Consider the following 26,542-nt stretch of genomic DNA (forward strand, 5'->3'; position numbering starts at 1 on the left):
TTCAAGTTAAACATAAGCAACTACGCATTTTGAATATTCTTAAGAGCCGATGTTGCTCCCCGAGCAAAGGCGGATGCTACCGCTTCTCCAGAAACATTCGACCTGCTCTGTTTTGGTTTACCGTTCTAAATTTAAAAGGAAAAAGAGTGTTCGGTCAAATTAAAAATACCCGGGGTTTCCGACGCTTCCTGCTTAACGGCTTACAAAAAGTAAGTAAAGTTGTCGGGTGGCTTTCGCTTGCCCACAATTTGCTCAAGAAATTTTCTAAAGCGTTCAGTTTATTTGTAGCCATGAAAATACAGCCAATAACAACAATTTATATATCAGTCTAGATGATTTGGTTGCCGAAGCAAGACTCGTCTCTAGTTGCCTCCCTCCCTCTTATTCGCTATATCGCGGAGTAACTTCTCAATCCCCTCCATTCGCTTAATCATGGAGTACTGATTTCCAATAATGCCGGCTAAACCGATTATGATGACAATTACTATAAGAAGCTCCATTGTATGCCCTCCAAATTATTAACTATGGTAATAATCTTAGGTTCGATAGATCATTGTTCTGTGACCATGCTTTGCGTTATTATATCATGCGCTAACTCGACAAGCTCCTCTTTAGATACCCAAGCTGCCTGGGGCTTCATTCCGGTTAAATGATATTCCAAGAACTTGTCATCAGCAGGAAGTACGAATAATAGTTGATTGTTTTCCCAACTATACATCGCCTCGATCCCTTGGATTGGGATGATTTCATTATTAACTAACGCTTCGGAAGTCGAGATCATCCCGCCCGATCTCCTTATCTCAACCTGCAGGGCCCCGGAAGCAGCACCTTTACCATACTCAAGCAGAACTATCCTGATTTCATTTGTTATACCGTCATCTACTTTTTTATAAATGGTTGGCTGCCCTTTAATCTTGGCCTCTTCGTACATTTCTTGTATTTCTTCTAATACTGGATCGTTCACGGCATACTCTAATGAGGCCTTCTTGAATTGCAGCGAGTCGGGTGTATGAGCCGGTAGGATAAAACCCTTGGGCAATACTGTCACCAACTGTTCCTGATTATCATATATCGCTTCCCTTTGCAGCAAAGAATACCGCCCGTCTATTTCATAGCTTTCAACAGCAAGATATACGGCCACTTGCCCCGGCTCAAGCCCCTGTTGAATACGTCTCTTCTCTGTTCGGAATTGACGGTCAATGGTTTCTGCGTCTCTACTCTTTACCACTTGCTCTTCAGATAATGACGTAATGGTGAATACTTTAGCGCCCTGATTATGTAGAACCCATTCACTGGAGAATGCAAGGACTGTGGTGCCCATCAAGAAAGATAAAATAATGCAAGCAGCCGGGAGTGTAATTCTTTTAATTCTATTGGTCTTGTTTAGTTTCTTACGTATGTTTATCTCTGTAATTCTAGTGTCGCTTGGCGGTATCACTTCGTTCTTCAGTGCTTGCTGCAATTTATCGAAAGAGTGTAATTGATTCAGGTTCATAGCCATTTTCTCCTTCTTCACCAAAGGATTTCTTCAGTTGACCCTTAGCTCGTTCAAATCTCTTCCTGACTGTAGCTGGCTTAATGCCCGTGATCTGTCCGATCTCACCAAATGATTTATCCTCTACCAAACGCAGCAATAGAATAGAGCGATCAAGTGGAGATAGCAGAGACAGAAGATCCCTCAGCAGCATATTCGATTCCACTTCCTCCTGATCAACGCAACTTCTTTTGATATCAAAAAACAGAGGAATCAAACGTAATAGTTTCTTCTTCTTGAGTACATTCACACAATGATTGTGAGCCACTTTATACAGCCAGGATGATACAGAGTCTAAAGTACTGGCTGCTCCCGGGTTCCGGCATACTTTATAAAATACTTCTTGAACAGCGTCTTCCGCATCGTGCTTGTTTCTTAGCATCTGGTAGCAATATTTGAATATAGGCTGGTGATGCCTCTGAATAATGGAGCTTAAAAAATTCGACTCCTGGTCTTCATGCATTTTCATCCCCCTTCCTAACCATATAAGACAGTCCAGGATCAATGTTTGTGACAGATAAATTAGAAAAACTCGGGGCTACTTAAAGTTGACCGATATGACGCTGATTATCACTCCCGGGATCCATATAACGTTCACTTGCCGAATATCCTTGTCCTTTCGTATAGTTAGATCACAAGAAAATTATAATTATTCTAATTTATGAAAGGCGGGATCGCCTCTATGCCGGAAAAGGATTATCACCACATTAGCCACCGTAAGGAGCAGACCCGGACCAAGAAAACGCTTTGGATAACTTTAATTTTAACGCTCATCTTCACCATTGTAGAAATTATAGGCGGCCTTCTATCGAATTCACTCGCCCTGCTGTCTGATTCCGCCCATATGATCTCAGATGTTCTTGCCCTCGGGCTCAGCATGACCGCAATCTATATGGCGACCCGCAAGCCGAACGGCAAATATACCTTCGGTTACGTGCGATTCGAGACCATTGCTTCCTTCCTGAACGGACTGGCACTCGTCATCATTGCCGGCGGCATCTTCATTCAGGGGATCTACCGCCTTATACGTCCTGAGCCAATCGACATTGGACTGATGCTGGGCATCGCCACTATCGGACTCTTGGTCAATGTGGTGCTCACAATCGTGCTCAGCCGGAGTATGAAGGAGGAAAACAATCTTAACGTTCAGAGTGCATTGTGGCATTTCATCGGAGACCTGTTAAGCTCTGTCGGCGTAATTGTTTCAGCCGTTATCATCTATTTTACTGGTGTGCTGCTCTTCGATCCGCTCATCAGTATGGTGATCGGAGGTATCATCGCTGCTGGCGGCTTCCGGATTGTGCAGGAATCCTACCGCATTCTGATGGATACGGTACCCGATCATCTCAAACTTGAAGAGATACGCCAGGCTATAGCAGAAGTCGAAGGCGTTCGCAATGTTCATGACATGCATGTTTGGACAATCGCAACCGACCAGTATTCTCTGACGGCGCATGTGTTCGTCCAGCAGGACATTCAGCCTATGTGCGTGACGCTTGCCATCTGTGAATTGCTCAAGGACCAATATGGGATTGCTCACTCTACGATCCAGATCGAGCACCCGCTGCTCCACGATCACGGCACTTTTGGCAAGGAACAGCTGAAGGTTGTCTCTTAAGGAAAACGATTTAAAAATAAGGCTATGTTAAGCTCTAATGTTGATAGCTAACCAGAAGAAAACCGCCTTGATGAAAAGGCGGTTGATTAAGCTATCGTCTCCGTTAGCTCAGCAATTTTATCTACTCATTTGCTTTTGCAGGATGCTTAATACTTAATAATTCTGCACCATCATCTAATGATGTATACACGTAAGTGGCTAAATATTCGTTATCTTCTTCTATAAGATTCCAGGCATTCATTTCATCAATTGTTAATTCGAATTCACGTTGTTCTCTAGAGTAAGGGTCAACTGCCTTCACCCAGAATTGCTCCCCTGTCATCCCCTTTTCGACAACTTTAATATACGATACTCTTGATGATTTCGACTCGGAACACCCAGAGAGTATTAAGATAACGCTAATTACAATAACTCCCGTTTTGATTATATTCACTATCCACCCACCACCCTGGTTTATGGTAAATCACTTTCACCGTTCTACCGACAACTTCTAATTATATACGTCATGGGCAATGGAGATGTTCTGGAATTCTCATTAATTTGCCCGTTAGCTTAACAAGAATAAGCAGAGAGCTAATTTTGGTATTCGTTTCGGTTACAGAAAACAGGCACGATTTTACCAACATATTCTTTTCTTCAAGCGGCTGTGGTAACTATTTACGGTTTGGATATGGTACACGCCTTTTACCCGTTGTTTTCCGTCGGACTTGAATCGGTAATGAGCCAAGCCCTTTGAATTCGCATAGGTGCTCTCCACGAATCAGTGCATAGCACGTTTGAGTCCGATATATGACCACCAATGGCTTCATTCAATTTTGTAGTCTGAGTACGTCCACGCCCAAGCACGCCTGAGTAAGTCACTTTCTGACGGTCACGGGCAACGAGTACACATACTTGGTCATTGCTATTCCACAATATTTGACTTTTCCGCCTCGTTTACGCGGCTTGCGTTCGGTGATGTAAACGGACCCAAAAATGAGGTCTCCTCGTTCTGGTTATCGTTGACATTATCGGAACCCCCTACCTATAATAAAAAAGCGGCAATCTGTGAGCCATTTCATGGGTATCGCTATTAACCCCTTAAGCCAACCCTGCAAAGGAGTGATGACTACAGCGCTGTACCCGTGCCACATATTATCTAACAAAGGAGATTGATCTAGTGAGAAAAACCAGCTATCTGGCATCTATGTTCGCTATGGCTTTCATGCTGGCCGTGTCTGGTCTGCCGCTTCTCTCCCCTGGAACCGCTTATGCTGGTGACGCTTCTGGCACAACGGCAAGCATCTCGGATATTCTGAAATATCAGCATGCCGATGGCGGATGGCGAAAGGATTACAGCAAGACAAGCGGTGAATGGGCAAAGTCTACGATTGACAACAAGGCAACGTATTCTGAAATTAGAAGACTCGCCGCAGAATACAGCAAGACGAAGGAAACCAGATACTCAGCCGCCGCTATTAAAGGGATTAACTTCCTCTTGAATATGCAGTACAGCAACGGAGGCTGGCCGCAGATCTACAAGAGCTCCGGCTACCACAAACATATTACGTATAATGATAATGCGATGGTTAATGTCATGATCCTGCTGGATGAAGTCGCGAACCGCCAAGGGAACTTCTCGTTTGTGGACAGCACGCTCGCCGGCAGAAGCAGAACAGCGGTGGCTAAAGGAGTGGACAACTTCCTTAGAACACAAGTTGTTGTGAACGGGAAATTGACCGTATGGGGGCAGCAGCATGATTCAGTAACGCTCAAGCCTGCAGGCGCCCGTATCTATGAAGTACCATCTCTCTGTGCTAATGAAAGTGTTGGCATTGTTAAGTTCTTGAAGACGAGGCCTGCCACATCTCAGATTACAGCTTCTATTAAAGCTGCTGAGGAATGGTTTAAGGCGGTTAAGCTTACCGGCATCCGAATTGTAAAAACAAGCACAGACGTTACCGTCGTTAACGATCCCAGCGTTACGACCCCTATCTGGGCTCGCTTCTATGAACTGGGCACGAATAAGCCGATCTTTGTCGGCCGGGATGGTATCGTGAAATACAAGCTGAGCGATATTGATCAGGAACGCAGAACAGGCTACGCCTGGTATGGCAACTGGCCGTCTTCGTTGGTGAAATAAGATAAAATAAGAACCCGGTCGGAGCTTGAAGACATTCAACCGCTCCGCCGGGTTCTGTTATTCAGCTTGATTTTGTCAAATCTACCGCAAGCTCCTCCTCCGCATCTTTCCCAACGCCTGATTTCCGCCTGTCGTAGGCGAAAGCCACCATGCATGCGCCCAAGATCGCGCAAATCATGTACATGAATGAGTAAGAGGACAGATCAGCCACCGGCCCCATTATGATCCCGCCAAGAGAAACGCCCAAATCGGCCATTGCGATGAACAAGCCGAGCAGCACATTGCGGTTCAGCTTCGGCAGCACAAAGGTCAGATACGTCGTCAGCGACGGATAGATAAGCGCTTGCGCCGTACCCATCAGGACAGCCCCGGCATAGAAGAAGACCGGTCCGCCATTCGTGGAGAAGCTGACACACTGCGCGGCTATGGCCAGAATCAGCATCATCCCCATGATATAGGAGGAATGCCATCTGCCGTCTGAAGGTATCTTCTTCCGGACCGTAAACCTGGCCAGGACTACGACAGCAGCCTGGATCATTAGGTATATGCCTGCATTGCCGCCTGATACCTGCCCGGCGTACAGCGGGATAAACGTTGTCACCGCGCCGAATATAAGCGAAGCGGCCAGCATCAGGACACTACATCTGAACAGATGCGGGTTCGTTACCAGCTGACCGAAGGACTTAAACATGCCGTTTCCCTGTCCAGCAGCAGGCGCAGCTGGCTGTAGTTCTTCTTTATCCATCTTGGCAGTGTAGCCTACCAGACCCGTCAATATGGCTATGGCAATCATGGACACGGTAAAATAGCTCATATCCCCAGCCTGCCACATGCCAAGCGCCAGCAGCGGACCAATAATCCCCGGCATATAGGAGCATAACGAATACAGGGATATCCCCTGCGAACGGTCCTTCTCCGGCAGCGCGTCAATGATGCCAATCTGCAGGGCCATGGAGAAGAAGGCTGTTGATACACCCTGCAGGCTGCGGGCTGCCAGATAGCCGCCTAAGCCGGTTAATGTATACAGGATCAAGGCAAAACCATTCAGAATCAGAATAACCCGCAGCACCTTGATCGGCCCGTGCTTATGAATCATGTGGCCAGCCCACGGCCGGAAGAACATCGTTGTAAACAGGTACGCGCCCATAATGATGCCGATTGTCGTGTTGCTGGCTCCCAGATCCTCTCCCCGCAGGGGAATCATAACATTCAATATAGCATTGGCACTAAAGTACAGAAGCGTTAACAGATAGAGACGCAGGAAAGGCCAAGACATCGCACCACTCACATCGGTTCTACTCCTTCTAAACCTATTCTGTAATCTATTTCACCCTCATAACTGGATCTTCTATGTCATAATCATCTGCAGTAGTTTCCGTGTGTAAGCCGACTGAACGTCTTTTAGCTGTTCAATCCTTATCTTCTCTTCAATCTGTCCCTTGCGAAAAATAATAAGGCTGTCGCAAATATACGCAGCTGCCTGGATGTCATGCGTTATGAAGATATAGCTCATCTGATAGATTTCTCTTAGCTCCTTGAGCAGCTCAAGGACCTGCATCTGGACAGAACCATCCAATGAGCTGATGGCCTCATCCAGTACAATACACTTCGGCTCCGTCGAGATGGCTCTGGCAATACATACCCGCTGGGCCTCCCCGCCGGACAGCTCATGCGGATATTTGGCCCGGTAAGAGGGATTCAAGCCTACCTGATGCAGCAAAACATCGACCTTGCATGCGTCATACTGCTGATCCTTCCGCTGCAGCTTCAGAGGCTCCATAATCGCTTCCTCCACCGTGAAGAACGGGTTAATGGAGGAGGTGTAATCCTGGAAGACTGCGCTGAGGCTGCCCTGCCGCACCTTACGGTCCTCTACTGGCTGATCCTCGAAGCGAATGGAGCCGCTGTCAGGCCTCTCGATACCCAGAATGAGACGGCCTAATGTGGATTTTCCGCTGCCGCTCTCCCCGATGATGCCCAAACATTCGCCACGACCGCATTCAAAGCTGACATCCCACAGCACCTGCTGGTTTTCCCTGGAGAAAAGCCCGCCCTTGCGATAGGATTTGTGAACATGGCTAGCGGTCAGCAAGGGCCATTCCTCCCATAACGTTCTCAAAATGTTGACTAAGCGCAAGCTTAGACGAGACTAAATACCGCGTATATTCATGCTGTGCTTCCGTAAAGATCGCCTGGGTGGTTCCTCGCTCCACAATCTCGCCATCCTTCATGACCAGAACATCGTCGGCGATTTTCCGGACAACACCCAGATCATGGGATATGAAGATCATCGAGCAGCCCATCACTTCACGCAGGCGAATAAACTGCTCAACCACTTCAAATTGTGAGATGGTATCGAGTGCAGTCGTGGGCTCATCCGCGATTATGATATCCGGCTCCAGTGCAATCGCGAGGGCGATCATCACACGCTGCAGCATGCCGCCAGACAGCTCGTGCGGATATTTATTCAGCAGCTCAACCGGATTGCTCAGCTTGACGCTCTCCATCGCCTTAGCCATATGATCTGTGAATGCCTGCTTGCTCCAGTTGAAATGCTGATCCAGCGTCTCCTTGAGGTGTACACCGAGCTTGCTGGACGGATCGAATGCACGCATACCGTTTTGCAGGATCATGCACAGATTCTTTCCCCTCTTCCTGCGCATTTCTTTCTCAGAGAGAAGACTTAAGTTTTCTCCTTGGAAGAGAATATCGCCGGATTGGCGAATCGAGCCCTTATTGAGCCGCATGATCGACCTGCAGGTTACGGACTTGCCGCTGCCGCTTTCTCCTACAATGGCCAGACAGCTGCCCTGCTTGAGCTTGAACGAGCTGTCCGGTACGATCGTACGGCCGGTTGAACCATCCCAGATTTTCAGATTCTTGACATCCAGTATGTTCATACGTAATTATGCCACCTCTTTTCCTAGCAGCTGCTTCGCAGGCGCAGCAGATGTTTGCTCTGCAGCCTTGCTTGTTGACGTCCTTAACTTGGGATCAAGGGCAGCTTGTAGGGCATCCGACAAGAAGTTTATCGCGGATACAACGATAATAATGGTTAATCCGGGAGCCAGCATCAGCTCCGGCCGGGAGAACATGACTGCTCTGGCTTCGTTCAGCATCATGCCCCATTCCGCAGTAGGCGCCTGAACGCCAAGGCCGAGGAAGGAGAAGCCGGATATCTGCAGGATCATCGAGCCGAACGAGCTGCTTGAAACAACAGCTACGTCAGACGCTGTTACGGGGATGATATGCCTGCGGATGATATGGAAACTGCCGGCACCTGCAGCCTTGGCGAATCGTACATATTCCGATTCGGCATACTGCAGCACAGACGTCCGGATGACCCGGGCGAACCAGGCCCATTTTGTCAGGATGAAGGCGGCCAGAATGTTCTCAAGACCCACACCCATGATGCCGACAATCGCCAGTGTCATCACGTAGCCCGGGAAAGACAGCATCACATCACAGACGCGCATCAGGACGGCATCCACTTTTCCCCTGAAGAAGCCCGCAAGGAAGCCGACAACCGTTCCGAGCATCACAGAGCCTGCCAATGCAGCTAGCACCCACAGCACACTTGGACGTATGCCATATATTAATCGGGACAGGATACACCTGCCCAGATGGTCATTCCCGAGCAGATATTCCCATGAGGAGGCTGCATACCGCAGCTTCATATTGACTTCATTCGGATCATGCGGCGCAAACAGCGGAGCGAATATCCCTGCAGTCAGCACGATGGCAAGAATGGATAACGAAATGGCGGCCAGCTTATCTTTCCATATATTTCTCAGCATGCTCATTTAGAGATCCTTCCTTAATTTCGGATTTATCACCGCGTTGATAATGTCGGACAGGGTGTTGAACAGCACAAAGGCGACCGCTAATACGAGTACGTAAGCCTGAATCATCGGAAAGTCTCGGCTTAGGATCGACTTGATGCTCAGGCTGCCCAGCCCCGGCCAGGCAAAGACATTTTCAACAACGACCGTACTGCCCAGTATGATAGGGACCGCCATACAGAATACCGAAACTGCGACCTGCAGCGAGTTCTTCAGAATTTTTCCCGTAATCTTCTTCTCAGGCAGTCCGCATGCTCTGCCATACAGGACATAATCTTCATTCAGGTTGCTGATTATCGCACTGCGGACGAAACGGAAGTAAATGCCCGCATAGCTGATCGCGATTACTATAACCGGAAGGACATAGCTGGCTAGCGAGTTCATCCCGCTTGTCGGCAGTAAGTCCAGCTTCACGGAGAAGTACCAGATCATCAAGGCCGCAAGCCAGTAGGACGGCATGGAGGTCAAGAAGAAGGAGAAGCCTCTGACCGATTTATCGACCAGTTTCCCCTCCTGCAGCGCACAGATTACACCCAAAGCAATCGATAGCAGGATAATGACCGCAACAGAGACCAGTGTCAGCTTTAATGTATTAAGGAAAGCCGGTCCGAGGATCGACCACACCGGCTGTCCGGTTACATAGGAATCTCCAAAATCCAGCTGCAGGCAGGAAGCCGCCCACTCGATATACTGAACAATGAAAGGCTGATCCAGCCCCAGCTCTTCTCTCGTCTGGCTAAGCAGCTCTTCCGTAATAACAGGGACTTCCTGCGCCTGCAGCACAAGCTCTGCCGGATCATGCGGAGACAGGTTAATAAGAATGAAGGTCAGGAATGAAATGACCACCAGTAAAGGGATTGATATCAGCAGCCTGCGTAAGATATAGCGCCCCATAGCAATCTCCTTTACTTATTCAAAATGCATGCGTTCAAATGGCAGCTCAAATTGTGTTTGCTTGAACGAGATGCCCTGCAGCTGTTTAGGCGCAACCATCGTGACACTGCCATTCGTCAAGGGGATAAAGACAGCTTCATCATGAACAATCGTCAAGATATCGGCGTACAACGACTTGCGGGTTTCCTCATCGGTCGAAACCATAACATCCTCGATTTTCTTGTACAGCTCATCGGCCTTCGCAATTCCGCTTGTCGTATGCAGATAAGAAGACGGTGAGGTGAAAGCAGAGATGGTACTCTGCGGATCGTACGCCAGCCCCCAAGTCTGATTAAATAATAAATCGTAATCCCCCGTTGATCTCCTGTTCGCAATCGAAGTGGACTCCTCGCCGGTCAGCTCCAGCTCCATGCCGATCTCCTTCAGGGAATGCTGAATAAATTCCGCCTGCACTTTCTGCGAAGATGAATTGACATCATAATACAGGTTCATGGCTAAAGGCTTGCCGCCTTTCGTTCTGACTGCACTGCCATTCTCCAGGGACCAGCCTGCCTCTTCCAGCAGCTTGACTGCCTGCTCCACGTCATAGCCGCGTTCCTTGAGGTCAACATTGGCGTAATTGACATTGGAAGAGAACAGCGTATTCGCCGGAGCCTCCGTACCCTCAAATATTTGCTCGCTGATCGTCTCCCGGTCAATCGCGTACCAGATCGCTTCGCGGACAGCTGTTTCCTGTACAGGGTTGCCCGCTCTGCTGCTGTTGGCCACAATCATCTTCGTATTCATCGGTTCACTTCTTACGAGCTGGTAGTCACCGGATTCAACCAGCGTATTCATCGCTTCGACGTCCAGGCTGTCAGCCCCCCGGTCATCCGTGAATACCATATTCACTTCACCTTTTTGCAGGGCCAGGAATGTCGTCTCTCCCTGCGGAAGAACCTTGGATATAATCCTCTTCACCTTTGGCGCGCCGCCCCAGTAGCTTTCATTGGCCTCAAAGGTCGCATACTGATCAACCTTGTGTTCCACCAGCTTATAAGGGCCGGTACCGCTGTAGCCATTCACGCCATCCTTGGTTTCTCCGTTCTTGAAATCGTTTGGAGAGATGAAGACATAGGGTCTGGTCATCGATAATTCTACCAATGCAGGATAATAGGTATCGGACAGAACGAGCTCGACGGTATATTCATCCTTCACATTGACGCTTACGATTTTCGTTGACAGCTTAATCCAAGAATGCTTCTCCTTATTGTTCTGGACAGCATCCATGTTCTTCTTCACGGCTTCGGCATTAAACGGTAAGCCGTCATGGAAGGTGACACCTTCACGCAGGTGGAAGGTATACACCTTCCCGTCCTCGGAGATATCCCACGATTCAGCCAGCAGCGGCTTGATTCCGTCAGCGGTATTCTCTACCAGTGACTCGTACACCATTCCTTGGGCCGGCATGGAGCCGGAATATAGATGCGGATTCATATCGAGAATATCCTTGGATGATGCATAGATGATCTCCTGCTTCGTTTCCTTGGATCCTGAGTTTGCTCCCGTATCTGTTGTCGTTCCTGTTTCGGTGCTGCCGCTGCTGCAGCCTGCCACCAGTACTGCGGATAGTGTGCAGATGGATAAGAAATTAGTCATTTTGCTCGATTTCACTTGGCTTCCCCCTGTAGTAAACGCTAATTCAACGCTTCTGATTCTGTAAATTTTACAATTCCACTGCATATCATCTTCAAATCTTCCTCAAAGCTGCGGATGACGAAGGCATCGGATAGTAATTCACCCTGATGGGCTTCAGAGGCATGCCTCAGCTTGCTTTCATAAGTTGCGATGAAGGTATCAATGGTTGGACAAGCAGTTCCCAGATACTTGGCGATGCCCTGAATGATCTTGATCCGGTAATAATCCTCCTTCGGCATTCTTGGGATATCCAGATATCCTTCCCTGTTCACAAACAGCTGTCTTAGCGGCACGGCTGAGAAGTCGAAGTACCTGCCACGCTCATCCGGTTCGGAGAACGGGTCAATTAGCAGGGACGTATAACGTATGTACAGTAAGTATTCCTGATGGATTGGCTCCAAACGGGGAAAATTCTCAATGTCATGCCGCGATAAACTCTCCAGTCTCACCGGATAATTGTCATCCGTCATGAATTTCAGCAGGTTAACGCCCGTCATATTCAGCCTCTCGGTAACCGCCGTGATCTCCTTCCACTGGGCCAGCATACTGCGGATCAGCTGCTGTGTGATCGGCCCCTCCGGGAACATCTTATACACGTACTTGGGCACGTCTACCTCTCCGAATATGACAGCCAGCGAGAAGTCATTCATGAACAGCGGCGGATGTACGTACAGCGATATATTCCGGCTCTCCGCCTCTAGCGGCGAATTCATGACTTCCAAAGTCATTCCCAGCCGCTCATACAGCTCACACAGCCTGCCAATATTCTGGGAAGGACGGTGTGTTGAGCCGATGAAGACCTTCCTCTTCACTGCTGTCGTCAGCACCTGGTTGGACGGCCGGTCATGCTTCCAGCGCGTGTCTCCCAGATAGGTAGAGAAGCTAATAATCTCCGCGTTGCTGTTAAGATCACTCATATAATGGCTCACCAGGCTGTTGGAACCGAACGTTGGTGAAATGAGAACGATGCATTTGACCTGCTTCTTCACCTGATTATTGATCTGCTGCAGGACACTGATATACGCATCCGTTGTTACGGAGAATATCAGGGTGTCCCATTCCCCAGCAATTGTTCCGTACCCGTGGAACACTTCATCCAGCAAGCATTCACCTTCGAGCTGTCTGTGCTGTTCGTTCTGAATATCTGCCCGGATGAGCTGACTGCTCTCCTTAACAGCCTGGAAGAAGGGTTCCGAACGAACCGATTCCCGCCCGGCCATTCCAACTGCACATCCCAGCTTATTCTTAAGGGACACAGCAAGCTGAATGGAAGCAGGACCCGTCCCCAGTACCAAGACACGTTTGAAATCACTCATACAGACCTCCCTTTCCTGAAAAAGATGATCTACGCTTTCGTATACAAGGCAATATCGAAGATTTGATCCGGGCGAAGAATCTGGTTAACCAGCTTCCACTTGCCTCCATCTACTTCTCGCATCGGATAATTGAACAATGACTTTAGTTGGTCTCCGTAACGCATGGCTACTACCACCCGTTCGTTGGTTAAGCTGTGTAATTGATCGAGCAGCTCATACTTAATTGAAACGGTTGAACTGAAAATGATATGGGTCACGTCTTGAATACATTCGAGCTGCTCGATATACATTCTCTCCAGCCGGATATTTAATTCGCTTCCTAACCGGTCCACTACCTGCCGTCCGAGATCTATAGCCTCCTCGTCTATATCGATTCCGATCACCTCGGCTCCTGTCCGCTTTGCAATTAATAATGGTGTCATAGGAAAAGAGCCCGATCCTACCAGTAAAACATTGGAATCAGGCGTCACCTGGAAGCTTCCGAATTCATGCTCGATACAGGCCTCAATGTTCTGAAAATAATCGCCCAGCTCGACCTGGCCGCCCAGCAGCTTCAAGGCCCGGTATTTTTCCATAATGGCTACACAGCGGGCTGACTGCTGTCTCAATTCCTCTACAAGAGAATCAAACGCCTCCGAACCCTGCTGCTCAAGCTGCCCCCAAATGTCCCTGTTACTCTCGCTAGTTATGTAGGATGAATATTGATCGATCAGCTGCTCCAGCTCCAGGCTGTGCTGCGTTGTGTGGTCATATCTCGCTGCCAGATCCTTAAACTTATCCAGAAAATCAGTTAAATGCAGCTGTACGCTTGCGGTTGCTTGCACTTGCGATCACCCCGATCCGATTGGTTGGTTGGACTAGTTATGCAGGAAAGCCTTGCCCTGCGCTACAATGGCAACTGACCCTTGAATAGTAATGTTTACGATATGACCTTGCGGATAATCAGCCGTCACTTGAATCGTGCCGCCTGGCTGTTTGATATGAGCCGCAATAGTCCCGCCGCTCTTCCAGGCCAAGTAGGCGCCGATCGAAGCTGTACCTGATCCGCATCCCCTCTCCCATACCATGCTGTCGAGAGACGGAACGTAGATAAGCGGGGCCATTTCCTCCGAAGCCGGGTTGTACAGCAGAATGCCTATCAAGCTCGCTCCTAATGTAACCCCGAGCAGCCTTGCGAGTGATTGCGCACGCCTTCTCTCTGACTCGGTAAACTGCTCAGCCTCCATCACTATATGTATAAAATCCCGGTACCTAACAATGACAATCTCAAGTTCGCTGCCCTCGTAATGAATAGACCGCAGTTCAATCTGCCTCGGAACCGGCATCGAGACCTGACAGTCGTATAGCTCGGCATTCTTCTTCACCAGACACTTGACCAGATAATCGGTCCCCGACGTCTCCAATACCACTTCCGTCCATTCCAGCGGCTCCAATACATGTTCGGATGCGATTAGGGCGGCAAGTGCCATACAAGCGTTCCCGCAAAACTCTCCTCCAGCCATCTGCAGGTGTGCTGCAGCCTCCTTATTCACCGGCTTCCCAATGAATCCAACCTGCTCCGCATACACACTGTCATAGGACATGATTCGGGTAGCAATCCGCGTGTAATCCTCAGCCGGATGATCGGTCCGGACAAGGATGGTCATATTTTGGGTCGGACTGCATTTAATAAAATCGATTACTTGTGCCATCTCAACATCCCTCTAGATCAATTTGTTTTTAAAGTCGATTGTCTAGTTGAGTTTAAGTTGTAATGTTTACGATTACGATTTCAACAAGATTATATCCGCTGCTCCCGGAAGCGTCAATACAAATCACTCTTTTTTTGTAAAAATTACTCCAATTTGTTTAGAATTCAGTTTTGTATAGCTAAGGGAGTTTCAGTGATTAAAAAACAAAAAACCCAGCCGCTTGAGGCCGGGTTTTTCAGCTGTGCTCAATGGGAACTACAAACTATCCTAGACCAATAGCTACTATCCCTTCAGAGCGCCCTGCGTGATCCCCGCAACAAACTGCCGCATGAAGATCGAGACCATGACGAGCAGCGGAATCGTCGCCAAGAAGGTTCCGGTCATAATAACCGCGTTGTCCTTGTAATACACCTTGTTCAGGTTGCGGATCGCAATCTGGATGGTCTGTACCGAAGGGTCCTTCAGCACGATTGACGGCCACAGAAAGTCATTCCACACATTCATGAAGGTCAGAATAGCCAGAGTCGCCATGGCTGGTTTCACAATCGGAACCACGATCTTATAATAGGTCTGGAAATTGGTGCAGCCGTCCATTCTCGCCGATTCGATCAGCTCGCGGTGAACCGCGCTGTCCATATACTGCTTCAGCCAGAATACACCGAATACACTGACGAGGCCGGGAAGCAGCACGGCCCGGAGGTCATTGATCAAGCCGAATTTTGTCATAATAATGTACAGCGGCACAATGCCAAGCTGCCCCGGAATCATCATCGTCATGAGCAGGAAGATGAACAGGAACGATCTGCCCTTAAAGCTCAGTCTGGAGAATGCGAATGCTGCCAGGGAGCAGAAGAACAAGGCGCTGAGTGTCAGCGTTGTAGCCAGAAGTGCTGTATTGCCAAGGGCCCGGAAGAACTGAATGTTGTATTCATTAAACATCTTGTCGATGTTGCTCATGAACTGATTGCCCGGGGTGAAGGCTGGCGGAAACTTGTTGGTGTCGGCAGTCGTCCGGGAAGCGATCACGAACATCCAGTAGAACGGGAAGATCGAGAATACCAGCATCAGGGTTAGGAAGCTGTATGATATGATTTTGCCGATCGGTTTATTCATCCTGTATCCCCTCCTAGTCCGCCGAATTGATTTTGCGCGTCAGGTAGAAATTAAAGACCGAGAACGCCACGATAATCAGGAACATCAACCAGGCAATTGCGGAAGCATAACCGAATTGGTTGTTAGTAAATGCGGTCGTATACAGATACAGCACCATGGTGAGTACCTGTCCCTTCGAACCACCCTGGTCTCCGGCGAATATCATTGGTTCAACGAACAGCTGCATGCCGCCAACCGTGGATACGATGACCGTAAACAGGATAATCGGACGCATCATTGGGATTGTAATATTGAAAAACTGCTGGACTCTGGAAGCGCCATCAATTCTGGCCGCCTCATAAATATCACTCGGGATGCTCTGCAGAGCCGCCAAATAAATAATCGCGTTGTAGCCGAGCCATCTCCAAGTGACCATTAGCGCGACAGCGAACTGAGCGCCCCAGTAGGAAGCCAGCCAGTTAAATTTGTCGAATCCAAGCTGGCTGAGCAGCCAGTTAAGAATACCGTAATGAGTGCCGAAGATGCTACCAAAAATAACGGCCACCGCTACCAGTGAAGTAACGTTTGGAATAAGCGCAGCCGTCCGGAAAAGAGCCTTTCCCTTCAGCATGCTTTGATTAAGCACGGTAGCCAGAACAAGAGCAAAGAACAACTGCGGGATTGTGCTGATTATCCACAAGGTGAATGTATTGCCGACTGCCTTCCAGAATCTTGGGTCGTCTGTCAGCAGCCAGATGAAATTTTGAAAGCCGATAAACTCTTTGTTCCCCAGGATGTTCCAGGAGTAGAAGGAAATCTGGGCAGACCAGAGGATCGGAAACAGTGTAAATATGCCAAACAGAATAAAGAAAGGGGCTATATACAAATAACCTGACACATGGTCCTTAAAGGACTGTGAGTTGCGAAGCTTGCGGGTTTTCTTCGTGCCTGCGTCCATTCTCGGTTCCATCTTGGTGCCTCCTCCGCGAATCATATACGCCGGCCGACAACGAGTCGGCCGGCGTAATGCTTCCCTGTTATCTTCTCAGTTCACGTTCAATTTGGGTAATGGCATCCTTCCACATGGCTTCCGGATCCGCATTATTGTTCTGTACTTCGCCAAGCGCGTTCGTGATCGGCGTATTCGCAATCACATAGCTCGGTCCGTAGTAGACCGGAACCACCTTTTGTGCAGCTTCGGCATAGATCTTGCCAACCGGCGCGTCACTGAAGAATGGATCGCTGAACGTCTGAATTTCTTCACTGTCATAGATAGAAGGTGTTGAAGGGAAGTTGCCGTTCGTCTTAAAGTTCTCAAGCTGCATCTCTGGAGACAGCAGCCAGGAAATCAGCTTGTAAGCTTCTTCTGCATTCTTGCCCTGCTTCGGCAGTGTCAGGAAGGAGCCGCCCCAGTTGCCGGAGCCTTCAGGCATTTGAATAACATTCCACTTGCCCGCAGAATCCGGAGCATTGCCTTTCATGAAGCCCATCATCCAGGCTGGCGAGAGCATTACAGCGAAGTCGCCATTGTTCATGCCTGCACCCCACTCTGGTGTCCATTGTGCAATATTCGCGGAGAGTCCTTCTTGTGCTACACGTACGGCAAAGTCATAGGCTTTCTTCATTTCGGGATTTGTGCCTGCAATCAGTTCACCCTTGCTGTCGAAGTAGTGCTCATTCTTCTGGCCCTTCACGACATCGAATACGGACAGGATGCTGTCAACCATTGGCTTGCCAGTAGCTTCTTTAACCGTCTTGCCTACCGTTATGAAATCTTCCCAGGTCTTGATTTTCTCCTGCAGTGCTGCAGGATCAGTTGGAAGACCAGCCTGCTCGAAAATATCGGTCCGGTACATCATGGCCATCGGGCCTACGTCAGTCGGAAGACCGAAGATGAAGCTGCCGTCCTGGCTGGATGCCTGAACAACCTTCCAGTCAAGATAATTGCCCATAATGTCATTCGCGCCAAAGTTCGCCAGGTTGTGGAAGTTGTTCTCTTCTGCCTTAAAGCGGTCCAGGTAACCAATCTCAACCATCGAGATATCAGGCGCGCCGCTGCCGGCTGCCAGCGCTGTAACAAGACCGTTGTGATGATCGGCATATTCCTGCGCTTGAATATTTACTTTTACATGAGGATTTTCCTTCATATACTGATCGACTAAAGGTTCGAGTCCGGTACCGGTGAACAGCCACATATTAAGCGTTACCTGCTTCTGTCCGCCGCTGTCTGTTGTTTCGCCTCCCGCATTCTCAGCAGGAGCACTGCCGCCGCATGCCGCCAAGGAAAAAACAAGCACAAAACTCATGAGCATTATTCCGAGTTTCTTCATTGTGTTTCATCCCCCTATGGTGTAAGTGGACTTCTGTTTCGTCCTGATTAAAGTGTACTGCAGCGGCAGCATCAAAGGTATGTGAGCGCTTTCATAAATACTGATGTTTTTTAAGATGTTCTTCTGAGATTCCTATAGGGGCATGAAAAAACCGGAGTTTTCCTCCGGTTACCACAGATCTAACAGATGGTTGTTGTCCGGTTAAGTATTGGCGTGCTTCTCCCGGTATTCATACGGATTCATTCCTTCAAGCGACTTGAAGACACGGCTGAAATGTACCTGGTCACTGTATCCGACTTCGCTGCTGATTTGATAAATCTTCAAGTTCGTCTCCTTCAGCAGCCGTCTGGCATGCTTCATCCGGGTACGGGTTACATATTGGCTGAAGGTCTGTCCGGTCTCCGCTTTAAACAACGAGGACAAGTAATTCGGATGGACAAACAGCTTCTCGGACAATGCGGTAAGTGTCAATTCGGTTGCATACTCCTTGTCAATCGTCTCTTGGGCCATCCGAATGATCCGGTGAAGCTTCGCTTCCGGTTCGTTCTCCCCGGTCTCTTGCTCAAGCACTCCGATCTGCTTTAGCGCCTTCTGGTAAAGTGTGCTTACCGCGGAGAGCTTCCGGGCCGTGCCACCGAGCCTGATCATCAGCTTCAGCCGGAGCAGGCCGGAGATCGTCTCCTGAACAGTCTTCAGAATTGCTTCCCAATCCGCTTCCCGCTTATCATCCAGGAACAGAATACAGGTGAGATGGGTTTCTTCTATTACCGTAACGGAAGTACCGTAATCGGCGAGCAGATCACTCAGTATATTCTTGATGGAGAACCTGATATTCCTCGTACGGAAACCAGAGTCGGTTGATGTCAGGCACATCACGCCGAGTTCCTTGAAATCAGGAAACAGGGATTCATCATAATAAGGCAGCGGCATCTCATACAGCAGATCCGTTACTTTCTTCTCGAATAATTCCCGGCTGCGCAGCTGGGAAATCTCAGCCTTTTGGCGCCTATCCGACAATCCCTCTTCCACCTGTGCGATTATATCCTTAACAACGTCAACCGATACCGGCTTCAACAGATAGTCCTTCACTCCATACGACAAAGCACGCCGTGCGTATTCGAACTCTGCATGCCCCGTTAACATGACAATTGCCGTCTCAGGGTAGTTCTTCCGGATATGACCGGCCAGCTCAAGTCCGTCTACGGCTGGCATCTGAATGTCGGTTATCACCAGATCAAACGGCTGTCTGCCCAGCAAATCGATCGCATCCTCTCCATCCTCAGCCTCGTGAAGCAGGTAATGGCCGGCAATTCCTGAGATCATACGCGCCATCGAGCTGCGGACAACCGGCTCGTCGTCAACCAGCAGTATATTCATGGCTGCTTACCTCCTGGGCTTAACCGTACGGTCTATGAGAATCATCGCTTCCTGCCAAGCCTGCTCGGGCTCGGCTTCCCCACGCTCCACCTTAAAGATGGCATTCTCCATTATAGTCGTAATTTCATGCTGCTTGGGTCCTTCGTATACCATGGGTACCATAGCTGCCGCCTCTGCAAAAATTTTACCGAGAGGAGCATTATTAAAATAAGGATCACGCTTGTTCTGTATACTCTCTGTCTTATAAATACCCGGTGTAGAGGGAAAGTTATTGTTTCGGTTGAACATCCTCAGCTGCTGGTCAGGGGCGGTTAGCCAAGTAATCAGCTCATAGGCTTCCTTCGGATGCTGGCCTTGTTTCGGCAGGGTCAGAAATGACCCGCCCCAGTTACCAGCACCTTCGGGAACTAACGCAACATCCCACTTACCAGCAGCGCCCGGAGCAGTCTGTTTAATATTATCCAGCAGCCATGCTGCCGCAAATATGACAGCAAAGTCTCCGTTCTCGATACCTTCCCCCCAGCGTATGCTCCATGTGGGGGCATCTGCGGACAGGTCTAGCTCATCCGCTTTCATTGCCAAATCCCAAGCAGCCCGTACAGCCTCATTACGCTTGACGATTAAAGCGCCGGTTCTCCGGTCATAATACTGCTCCTGCTCCTGAGCAAGCCGGAAACGATACAGCATGTTAATGGTGTCAACCATAGCTGTGCCTGTTCGATCCCTCATCTGCTGGGCAGCCTTCAGGAAATCGTCCCAGGAGCCCAGCATTTCACTTACTTCCCAGCGGTCCGTCGGCAGACCGGCAGCCTTGAACAGATCAGGCCGGTAAGCCATCACCATCGGGCCAATATCCGTAGGCAGACCGTAAACCATGGCTCCGCTGCTGCCTACTGCCTGATTCCATTTCCAGTCCAGGTAGAGCGATTGCCGCTCTGCCGCACCATAATCAGCCAGATTGTAGAACTGTCCAGGGAATGCCTTGAAGGTTTCCAAGAAGCTGATTTCGACCAGGCTTATATCGGGCGCTCCATATCCGGCTGCAAAGGCGTTAAGCAGGTTCTCATGAACATGCTCGTATTGCGCCGTGACGACATTGACTTCCACCTCATCATGCTCCCGGTCATACTGGCTGATTAATTCCTCCAGGCCGGTGCCCGGCCAAAGCCACAGGGTAAGCTGAGCGGGCTCTTGGACCTTCGGACCGTTCCGAACCTCTACCTCAGGCGGTGTCGGGCTGCAGGCAGATGACATTAACGCTAAGATAACCATTATAGGGATTAACAGGTACTGTCTGCTAAGCATGATGAGGTTCTCCCTCCGTTATCTCGTTATTCTGTTATTCCGCTATCCGTGAAGTGAAGCGGAATATCAATGGTTACCTTTAAGCCTCCAAGATCACTTCGTGAGAGGTTAACACCATACTCACTTCCGTAAATAAGACCAATCCTCTGATTCAGGTTCGTCAGTCCGATGCCGGTATTCAGCGTCTCGGAGACATTCGCAGCCGCCTTACCGGCAAGCACCTCGCTCATGCTGTTCTCGGTCATGCCAATTCCATTATCCTCCACAACAATATGCAGCTTATCCTGCTGCTTTCCCAGTGAGATGCGTATATGCCAGCGCCGTCCCTTGACCCGTTCAAGACCATGGGTAAGCGCATTTTCAACAAGCGGCTGCAGCAGCATTTTCATCATTTTGCTTGGACGGACTGCATCATCTACTTTGATTTCTGTATGAAGTTTGTCTCCGAATCTTGCCTTTGAAAGATCGAGATAACGTTCAAGCTGCTTAAGATCCTGTTCAACCGTTACCAGCTCCGAACCGGGTTGTATACTGTACCGGAGCAGGTCGCTTAAGGTCAGAACCATATGCGCTGTCTTCTCCTGTCCTTCGTTAATCAATGTCCAGTATATGGTGTTCAGTGAGTTATACAAAAAATGCGGCCGGAACTGGGCTTTCATCGCGATCAGCTGGGCCTGTTTCTCACTGATTTGCTTCTCTGACAGATCCCTCACCGTATCGCTTAAGTCGCGGAGCATTTTGTTATAGCTCTCGTACAGGACATGCACCTCCTTGTTACTAAACCTTGTCTTGGCCGGTGTCAGCAGTCCTTTATCCAGCCGCTGCAGCTTGTGTGCGAGAAGGCGGATAGGACTTGAGAACGTCCATGAGAAGAAGGTAATGAAGAGGATCGCGATGAGTACACCCGTTATACCGATAATGATTGTGGAGCGTCCTACCTTCATTAAATCCGCAAACAGATCGCCCGCTTCAACGAATGCAGCCACTGTCCATCCGCTGTATTCTGATCTGGACGAAGATACATAGGATAGGCTGTCATCCTCCTTCCATGTAAACATCTCATCGGGATGCCGCACCAGCGTCTTAAGCAATTCTCCATCGGCCGGAATTCCAGCATGTATGCCTTCCCGGCTGGAATATACCACCGTTCCTTCAGAATCAATAATCAGTATACTCCCTGTCTTCCCAAGATTGATCTGGCCAATAATCCGTTCCAGGCCCTCAACAGGGAAGGCGGCGTACAGGTTGCCCAGCTTTTCTAATGTCTCGCGGTTGTTTACCTGTCTGGCTCCCATTACAGCAGATGTAAGCCCGTTCCTCCATACCAGGCTGGATACCCATACCATCTTTCCTTCACCAGCAGCTATCCGCTCATACCAGGGAAGGTTATCCGCTAAATCTTGTTCGTCTCTCCAGGGCAGAGACTGGGTGGTGGTTGAGCTGTAATGATTACCGGACAGGTCATTCAGCAGAATGACAACGTCATTTTCGAGGTAACGTCCCAGTCTGGAAAAGTACCGCTCGACCTCATAGCCGCTCATTAGCGTTGGCCGGTTCTCCCCTACTCTTGTCAGATGCTCTTGTATGTCCTCCGAGAACATCAGAAGCTGCAGCAGCTTGTCGTATTCCAGCAGTTTTACATCAAGCTTGCCCCTCAGCTGTGCGACGGATTCGTGCAGATACTGCGAGGTTTTATTCAATATAATTTGGGCTGAATAGCGGTAGCCTACATAACTTGTTGCCGCCAGAATGAAGAGCAGAATGATAGAGAACAGGACAATTAATTGGATTAACAGCGGCACTTTACGGCTCATGATGTCTCCTCTCCGCACACACGTAACTCGCTAATATTTATGCCCCAAAAGGTAAGCGTTTGCACAGACTGAAGCGATGGATACTCCACTCCATCGCTTCGGCTCGCTGCATCGTTTCACTTAGGCGTACGAACCAATTCCGTTTCAAACGGTTTGATTGTAGCATCCGGGCTTAAAATCTTGTCAGGCTGAAACACTGCCAATGGCTGATTGTGTTTCACTTTGTTCACCCAGTCGTGATTGGCCAGAGCTCCCTTGCCGATCGTGATCAAATCTGCTTCGCCTTTGGCGAGTATCGTTGAAGCGGAGTCCGGATTATCCAACTTGCCATTGGCCATAACGGGAACACCGCCATATCTCTTCGCCAAGGCTGCAAGTGAAGACTGCCCCTTCTCGAAAGCAGGGTCCGTCGCATGTGTGCCTTCTCCTTCGGGGAATGCCGGCTGCCATGCCTCATATTCGGTAACATGAATATAGTCCGGCTTGGCTGTGCCAATCTGACCAAAGATTATAGCAGCTTCCTTTTCTCTGCCAGCCCACTTATGTGTATAATCATTGACTTTACCCTGTGAGATCCGGATGCCAACTGTAAACTTATCCCCCACAGCTTCCTTAACCGCATTGATCACCTCTACTAACAGCCTGACCCGGTTCTCTGTAGAACCCCCATACTCATCCAGACGGCGGTTAGTATAATCGGTCAGGAACTGATCGAGGACATATCCGTTGGCACCATGTATTTCTACCCCGTCAAATCCTGCACTCATTGCACGCTTGGCTGCTTGAGCAAAACCTGTAATCATTTGTTGGATATCTTCCTTAGTGGCTTCTCGCGGCTCCCGAAACGGCCCCTTGCCGCCGTAAAATTCCATTTGTTCTCCTTTAGGCAGTACAGCCGAAGGAGCAATGGTCGTATCCGCAAACCGGTTTCCCTGCGATAGAGCGCCTGCATGCATAAGCTGGGCTATAATTTTGCCGCCTTCCTGGTGAACGGCTTCTACTACCCTTCTCCAGGACTGCACATGCTCATTCGTCACCAGACCGGGCTGGTTGAGATAACCTTGACTGAATTTATCGTCAGGGTATATTCCTTCAGTAATAATAAAACCGAATCCTCCATGGGCGAATGACGCATAGTAAGAAATCATAGCCTCTGTAGCCAGACCTTCCGGAGTTGCGCTTGTCCTGGTCATCGGCGCTACCCCTACCCGGTTGTCCAGTGTCAGGCCCCCAATTGTCATACTGGTAAACAGGTTGTCTGTCATCATTGTCCCTCCATGCTTAGTTTCGCTTAGTTTGTTCCAGATGAAGGAATAGCATTCGATAAAGCTGTCTTGTTTTCTCCCCTCCCTGATTGGGGAATTACATATTAAGATACATAGGGAGGGAACGCCATGAAGGTTAGATCGGCAGAGCTGCCGGGCATTGGTAAAAAAATCAGCTTCATCACGGCTGAGAACAGCATGATTGTAATTATTATCCACCATACGGGCCGAAGAGATCTCTATTTCTTCGAGGATAGTGATAACGATGAGGCGGACTTCAGTATTAACCTCTCCTCCGAGGAAACACGGGAGCTTGGTGCACAGCTTCTGGGCGCGCTATATCAGCCTGTCGATCTAGACCGGCTGGAATTCTTCCGGAAGCAAATTCGCATAGAGTGGCTGGAGGTTCATCCCGAATCTTCACTTGCCGGCAAAAGCATTGCAGAATCGCGGATTCGTTCCCGCACAGGAGCCACCATCATCGGCATCGTGAAGGAGGACGAAGTACAAGCCGTACCCGACATCGACATTCTTCTGCAACCGGGCGATACGCTGATGGTTTTAGGTAAGCGGGATCAGGTCCGGGAGCTGGAGGAATTATGCTGTAAGGAATCCTCATAATGGACAGCCATTTGCCATTACCGCTAATTGCCGGATTGCTGTTGTTATTTCTGTTCTCGGGTGCGGCTCTGGGCAACCGGCTGCGTATACCCGGCGTCATTGTTTTCATTCTGACCGGACTGGGCCTTTCCTTCTTCCTGACTGATGATCATCTGATTCATACAGCGGCTGAGCTTGGCATCATCCTGCTCTTCTTCTTGCTAGGACTCGAGTTTCCGGCGAAACGGCTGTTAAGCATCGCCTCGAGGGTATGGCGCGGCGGCATGCTAGATCTGCTGCTGAGCCTCGGCGTTACAGCTTGCATCTGTATCCTGTTCGGTCTAGATATTGCAACATCACTGCTGATCGCAGGTCTTGTATACGCAACCAGCTCTTCCATCACCGCCAAGCTGCTGGAAAGCACCAAACGGCTGGCGAATACCGAATCCGAGTTTATTCTCGCTCTTCTGATCTTTGAGGACCTGGTTGCGCCTATATTAGTCGTTATCCTGGTAACGCTTACCTCTGGCGAAGAGATGACCTTATTGCTGTTCCTTGGTGTAATGGGGAAAGTGGCGGCTCTAACTGCCGGTGCTGTACTGGCGGGCAAATATATTTTTTCCAAACTTAAACGCTTTATTGACAGGAAGCATGAAAGTGATCTGTTTGTCTTATTTACAGGCGGAATCGCGTTTGCTTATGGCGGGCTAGCTCTTTACCTCGGACTATCAGAGGTGCTCGGTGCCTTCCTCGCTGGTTTGATGCTGGCAGAGGCTAGACAGACCGAGAAGATTGAAATTTCCATACTCCCGCTGCGTAACCTGCTGCTGCCGTTCTTCTTCGTCTACTTCGGAACAACGATCATCTTCGATGAAGGGGTTCCCATGCCGCTGCTGCTCGGTGTCATCCTGTTGTGGTCAATCGGCAGTAAAATTGCAACCGGTTATCTGGGCGGCCGCTGGTACGGACTTAACCCGAAACCGGCCCTTCGCGCCGGTCTCTCCCTCGTCGCAAGAGGAGAATTTTCCGTCATCATTGCCGCATTGGCTGCGGATGCTGTCAAGCCGTTTGCAGGCATCTACATTTTAGGTATCACTGCAGTCGGGATCATTCTGTTTCAAAACGCATCCCGTCTTGCAGCTAAATTGTATGGCGGCAAATCCAAGGCCAAGCGAGGAAAGATTGCAGTACCAAAAGAATAGCATGTGATGACATTAAACGATTTTATAATATAAAAAAGTAGTAAAAGCAGTCCTGTAGAAAAAGAACTGCTTTTACTACTTATCTAGTTCTCAATAATTTAACATCGTTAAATATTAGCCACGCTAAACAAAAGTCGTGTTGGCAATCGTAAATGTGACCGCAGCAATCTCAGCACTCTCTCCGGTATGGCGTCTCACTCTCTCTTGTGCTTCGAGCAGGTCAAAGTATTTGAAATACACTTCCGCATCTTCTAGCTGACTGACCTTATGCGGTGCCTCCTCTATGTAGAAGCAGCCGTCATTAAAACGCAGCACATGTCCTTTCCTAATCCGAGCCATATGCTCCCTCCCGTAATTATAATGTGTTCCTTCACTTCTTAGGGTGATCAGACTTATTATGCAGAAGAGAGCGTAATTCCTTCATGTCCTCGTCGGAAAGCGGCTGTTCTTCCATAAAATGCACAAGCATCGATTTCAAGGTACCGCCATAAATACGCTGAAGAAAAGACTGCGCTTCGGCAAGCTGGCATTCACTCTGAGAGTATAAGGGGTAGAAGGTATAGACTTTCTGGTTTTGGTTAACACCGACTACCTCTTTCTTGACCAGGCGGTCCAGCAGAGTACGTATCGTCTTCGGCTTCCAGTCTGTTCTAGCCTGCAGGTATGTAATGACTTCGTTAGCTGTTTGCGGGGAATGATGCCAGAGAGCATTCATAACTTCCCATTCAGCTTCCGAGATGCTTGGAACTTTGTTGGACATCTCTAAACCAACCTTCCCCTGACAGATTACGTGTGTAGTTCTAATGCTAACTTTTCACCCTATTGCTGTCAACCTTGCATTCCCCTGCAGACTTATTGGCCAA

The 26,542-nt window shown here is 49.1% G+C and carries 26 protein-coding genes and 2 pseudogenes; 5 read left to right on the forward strand and 23 right to left on the reverse strand.

Annotation, left to right across the window (positions count from 1 at the left end; genetic code table 11):
- Positions 1-146: 146 nt before the first annotated feature.
- Positions 147-332: pseudogene (locus L1N82_RS23670) on the forward strand (hypothetical protein); the annotation flags it as partial.
- A 30-nt stretch (positions 333-362) separates the two neighbouring features.
- Here the strand turns inward: L1N82_RS23670 and L1N82_RS17880 are convergent.
- Genes L1N82_RS17880 through L1N82_RS17890 form a run of 3 tightly spaced genes read right to left on the reverse strand, consistent with a single transcriptional unit; the run spans position 363 to position 1,997 of the window.
- Positions 363-500, reverse strand: a complete 138-nt coding sequence (locus tag L1N82_RS17880; protein WP_235288828.1) for a hypothetical protein — start codon at positions 498-500, stop codon at positions 363-365.
- A 50-nt stretch (positions 501-550) separates the two neighbouring features.
- Positions 551-1,495, reverse strand: coding sequence for a hypothetical protein (locus tag L1N82_RS17885; RefSeq protein WP_235288829.1), 945 nt, complete (start codon positions 1,493-1,495; stop codon positions 551-553).
- Positions 1,464-1,997, reverse strand: a complete 534-nt coding sequence (locus L1N82_RS17890; protein WP_235288830.1) for an RNA polymerase sigma factor — start codon at positions 1,995-1,997, stop codon at positions 1,464-1,466. Before L1N82_RS17890 ends, L1N82_RS17885 begins: the two co-directional genes overlap by 32 nt.
- 219 nt (positions 1,998-2,216) lie before the next feature.
- Between L1N82_RS17890 and L1N82_RS17895 the strand changes: the two genes are divergently transcribed.
- Positions 2,217-3,152 (forward strand): cation diffusion facilitator family transporter, encoded by a 936-nt coding sequence (locus L1N82_RS17895; RefSeq protein WP_235288831.1) that lies wholly within the window; start codon positions 2,217-2,219, stop codon positions 3,150-3,152.
- A gap of 121 nt (positions 3,153-3,273) precedes the next feature.
- Here L1N82_RS17895 and L1N82_RS17900 read toward each other — a convergent pair whose 3' ends face one another.
- Positions 3,274-3,453: a hypothetical protein gene (locus L1N82_RS17900; RefSeq protein ID WP_235288832.1), complete on the reverse strand. Its 180-nt coding sequence runs from the start codon at positions 3,451-3,453 to the stop codon at positions 3,274-3,276.
- A 333-nt stretch (positions 3,454-3,786) separates the two neighbouring features.
- A pseudogene (locus L1N82_RS17905) lies at positions 3,787-4,123 on the reverse strand (IS1595 family transposase); the annotation flags it as partial.
- Positions 4,124-4,311: 188 nt separating this feature from the next.
- Here L1N82_RS17905 and pelA point away from each other — a divergent pair.
- The gene (pelA, locus tag L1N82_RS17910) at positions 4,312-5,274 is read left to right on the forward strand and encodes a pectate lyase (RefSeq protein WP_235288833.1); all 963 of its coding nucleotides are present in this window, start codon (positions 4,312-4,314) and stop codon (positions 5,272-5,274) included.
- A 61-nt stretch (positions 5,275-5,335) separates the two neighbouring features.
- Here the strand turns inward: pelA and cntE are convergent, their stop codons facing one another.
- The 16 genes from cntE to L1N82_RS17990 form a co-directional block, all read right to left on the reverse strand.
- Positions 5,336-6,562 (reverse strand): staphylopine family metallophore export MFS transporter CntE, encoded by a 1,227-nt coding sequence (cntE, locus tag L1N82_RS17915; RefSeq protein WP_235288834.1) that lies wholly within the window; start codon positions 6,560-6,562, stop codon positions 5,336-5,338.
- Between the two features lie 60 nt (positions 6,563-6,622).
- A complete protein-coding gene (locus L1N82_RS17920) occupies positions 6,623-7,366 on the reverse strand; it encodes an ABC transporter ATP-binding protein (RefSeq protein ID WP_235288835.1) in 744 nt (247 codons plus the stop codon).
- Positions 7,353-8,174, reverse strand: a complete 822-nt coding sequence (cntD, locus tag L1N82_RS17925; protein ID WP_235288836.1) for a staphylopine uptake ABC transporter ATP-binding protein CntD — start codon at positions 8,172-8,174, stop codon at positions 7,353-7,355. The genes L1N82_RS17920 and cntD overlap by 14 nt, the downstream gene beginning before the upstream one ends.
- A gap of 6 nt (positions 8,175-8,180) precedes the next feature.
- A complete protein-coding gene (gene cntC / locus L1N82_RS17930; RefSeq protein WP_235288837.1) occupies positions 8,181-9,077 on the reverse strand; it encodes a staphylopine uptake ABC transporter permease subunit CntC in 897 nt (298 codons plus the stop codon).
- A complete protein-coding gene (opp1B, locus tag L1N82_RS17935; RefSeq protein WP_235288838.1) occupies positions 9,078-10,010 on the reverse strand; it encodes a nickel/cobalt ABC transporter permease in 933 nt (310 codons plus the stop codon).
- A gap of 15 nt (positions 10,011-10,025) precedes the next feature.
- Positions 10,026-11,648, reverse strand: a complete 1,623-nt coding sequence (cntA, locus tag L1N82_RS17940; protein ID WP_235288916.1) for a staphylopine-dependent metal ABC transporter substrate-binding lipoprotein — start codon at positions 11,646-11,648, stop codon at positions 10,026-10,028.
- Positions 11,649-11,686: 38 nt separating this feature from the next.
- Positions 11,687-13,003, reverse strand: coding sequence for an opine metallophore biosynthesis dehydrogenase (locus L1N82_RS17945; RefSeq protein ID WP_235288839.1), 1,317 nt, complete (start codon positions 13,001-13,003; stop codon positions 11,687-11,689).
- 29 nt (positions 13,004-13,032) lie between these two features.
- On the reverse strand, positions 13,033-13,827 hold the full coding sequence (locus L1N82_RS17950; protein ID WP_235288840.1) for a methyltransferase domain-containing protein: 795 nt from the start codon (positions 13,825-13,827) through the stop codon (positions 13,033-13,035).
- A 33-nt stretch (positions 13,828-13,860) separates the two neighbouring features.
- The gene (locus tag L1N82_RS17955) at positions 13,861-14,694 is read right to left on the reverse strand and encodes a diaminopimelate epimerase (protein ID WP_235288841.1); all 834 of its coding nucleotides are present in this window, start codon (positions 14,692-14,694) and stop codon (positions 13,861-13,863) included.
- A gap of 282 nt (positions 14,695-14,976) precedes the next feature.
- Positions 14,977-15,807 carry a carbohydrate ABC transporter permease gene (locus tag L1N82_RS17960; RefSeq protein ID WP_235288842.1) on the reverse strand — a complete coding sequence of 277 codons (831 nt, stop codon included), beginning with the start codon at positions 15,805-15,807 and terminating at the stop codon, positions 14,977-14,979.
- Positions 15,808-15,820: 13 nt separating this feature from the next.
- On the reverse strand, positions 15,821-16,756 hold the full coding sequence (locus L1N82_RS17965; RefSeq protein WP_235288843.1) for a carbohydrate ABC transporter permease: 936 nt from the start codon (positions 16,754-16,756) through the stop codon (positions 15,821-15,823).
- Positions 16,757-16,823: 67 nt separating this feature from the next.
- On the reverse strand, positions 16,824-18,116 hold the full coding sequence (locus L1N82_RS17970) for an ABC transporter substrate-binding protein (protein ID WP_235288844.1): 1,293 nt from the start codon (positions 18,114-18,116) through the stop codon (positions 16,824-16,826).
- A 201-nt stretch (positions 18,117-18,317) separates the two neighbouring features.
- Positions 18,318-19,493 (reverse strand): response regulator, encoded by a 1,176-nt coding sequence (locus L1N82_RS17975; RefSeq protein WP_235288845.1) that lies wholly within the window; start codon positions 19,491-19,493, stop codon positions 18,318-18,320.
- A gap of 6 nt (positions 19,494-19,499) precedes the next feature.
- On the reverse strand, positions 19,500-20,798 hold the full coding sequence (locus L1N82_RS17980) for an extracellular solute-binding protein (protein WP_235288846.1): 1,299 nt from the start codon (positions 20,796-20,798) through the stop codon (positions 19,500-19,502).
- 26 nt (positions 20,799-20,824) lie between these two features.
- Positions 20,825-22,612, reverse strand: a complete 1,788-nt coding sequence (locus tag L1N82_RS17985; RefSeq protein ID WP_235288847.1) for a cache domain-containing sensor histidine kinase — start codon at positions 22,610-22,612, stop codon at positions 20,825-20,827.
- 116 nt (positions 22,613-22,728) lie between these two features.
- A complete protein-coding gene (locus tag L1N82_RS17990; RefSeq protein WP_235288848.1) occupies positions 22,729-23,880 on the reverse strand; it encodes an NADH:flavin oxidoreductase in 1,152 nt (383 codons plus the stop codon).
- A 126-nt stretch (positions 23,881-24,006) separates the two neighbouring features.
- Between L1N82_RS17990 and L1N82_RS17995 the strand changes: the two genes are divergently transcribed.
- Positions 24,007-24,498: a cation:proton antiporter regulatory subunit gene (locus L1N82_RS17995; RefSeq protein WP_235288849.1), complete on the forward strand. Its 492-nt coding sequence runs from the start codon at positions 24,007-24,009 to the stop codon at positions 24,496-24,498.
- On the forward strand, positions 24,498-25,679 hold the full coding sequence (locus L1N82_RS18000) for a cation:proton antiporter (protein WP_235288850.1): 1,182 nt from the start codon (positions 24,498-24,500) through the stop codon (positions 25,677-25,679). The genes L1N82_RS17995 and L1N82_RS18000 overlap by 1 nt, the downstream gene beginning before the upstream one ends.
- Positions 25,680-25,802: 123 nt before the next feature.
- On the opposite strand, the gene L1N82_RS18005 is transcribed toward L1N82_RS18000, so the two are convergent.
- Together L1N82_RS18005 and blaI are read right to left on the reverse strand one after the other, a co-directional pair.
- Positions 25,803-26,018, reverse strand: coding sequence for a hypothetical protein (locus tag L1N82_RS18005; protein ID WP_235288851.1), 216 nt, complete (start codon positions 26,016-26,018; stop codon positions 25,803-25,805).
- A 31-nt stretch (positions 26,019-26,049) separates the two neighbouring features.
- Complete coding sequence (gene blaI / locus L1N82_RS18010; RefSeq protein ID WP_235288852.1) at positions 26,050-26,439, reverse strand: penicillinase repressor BlaI; 390 nt, start codon at positions 26,437-26,439, stop codon at positions 26,050-26,052.
- Positions 26,440-26,542: the final 103 nt, after the last annotated feature.

Origin of the sequence: Paenibacillus tarimensis (genome assembly GCF_021532315.1) — a bacterium.
Taxonomy (GTDB): domain Bacteria; phylum Bacillota; class Bacilli; order Paenibacillales; family Paenibacillaceae; genus Paenibacillus_I; species Paenibacillus_I tarimensis.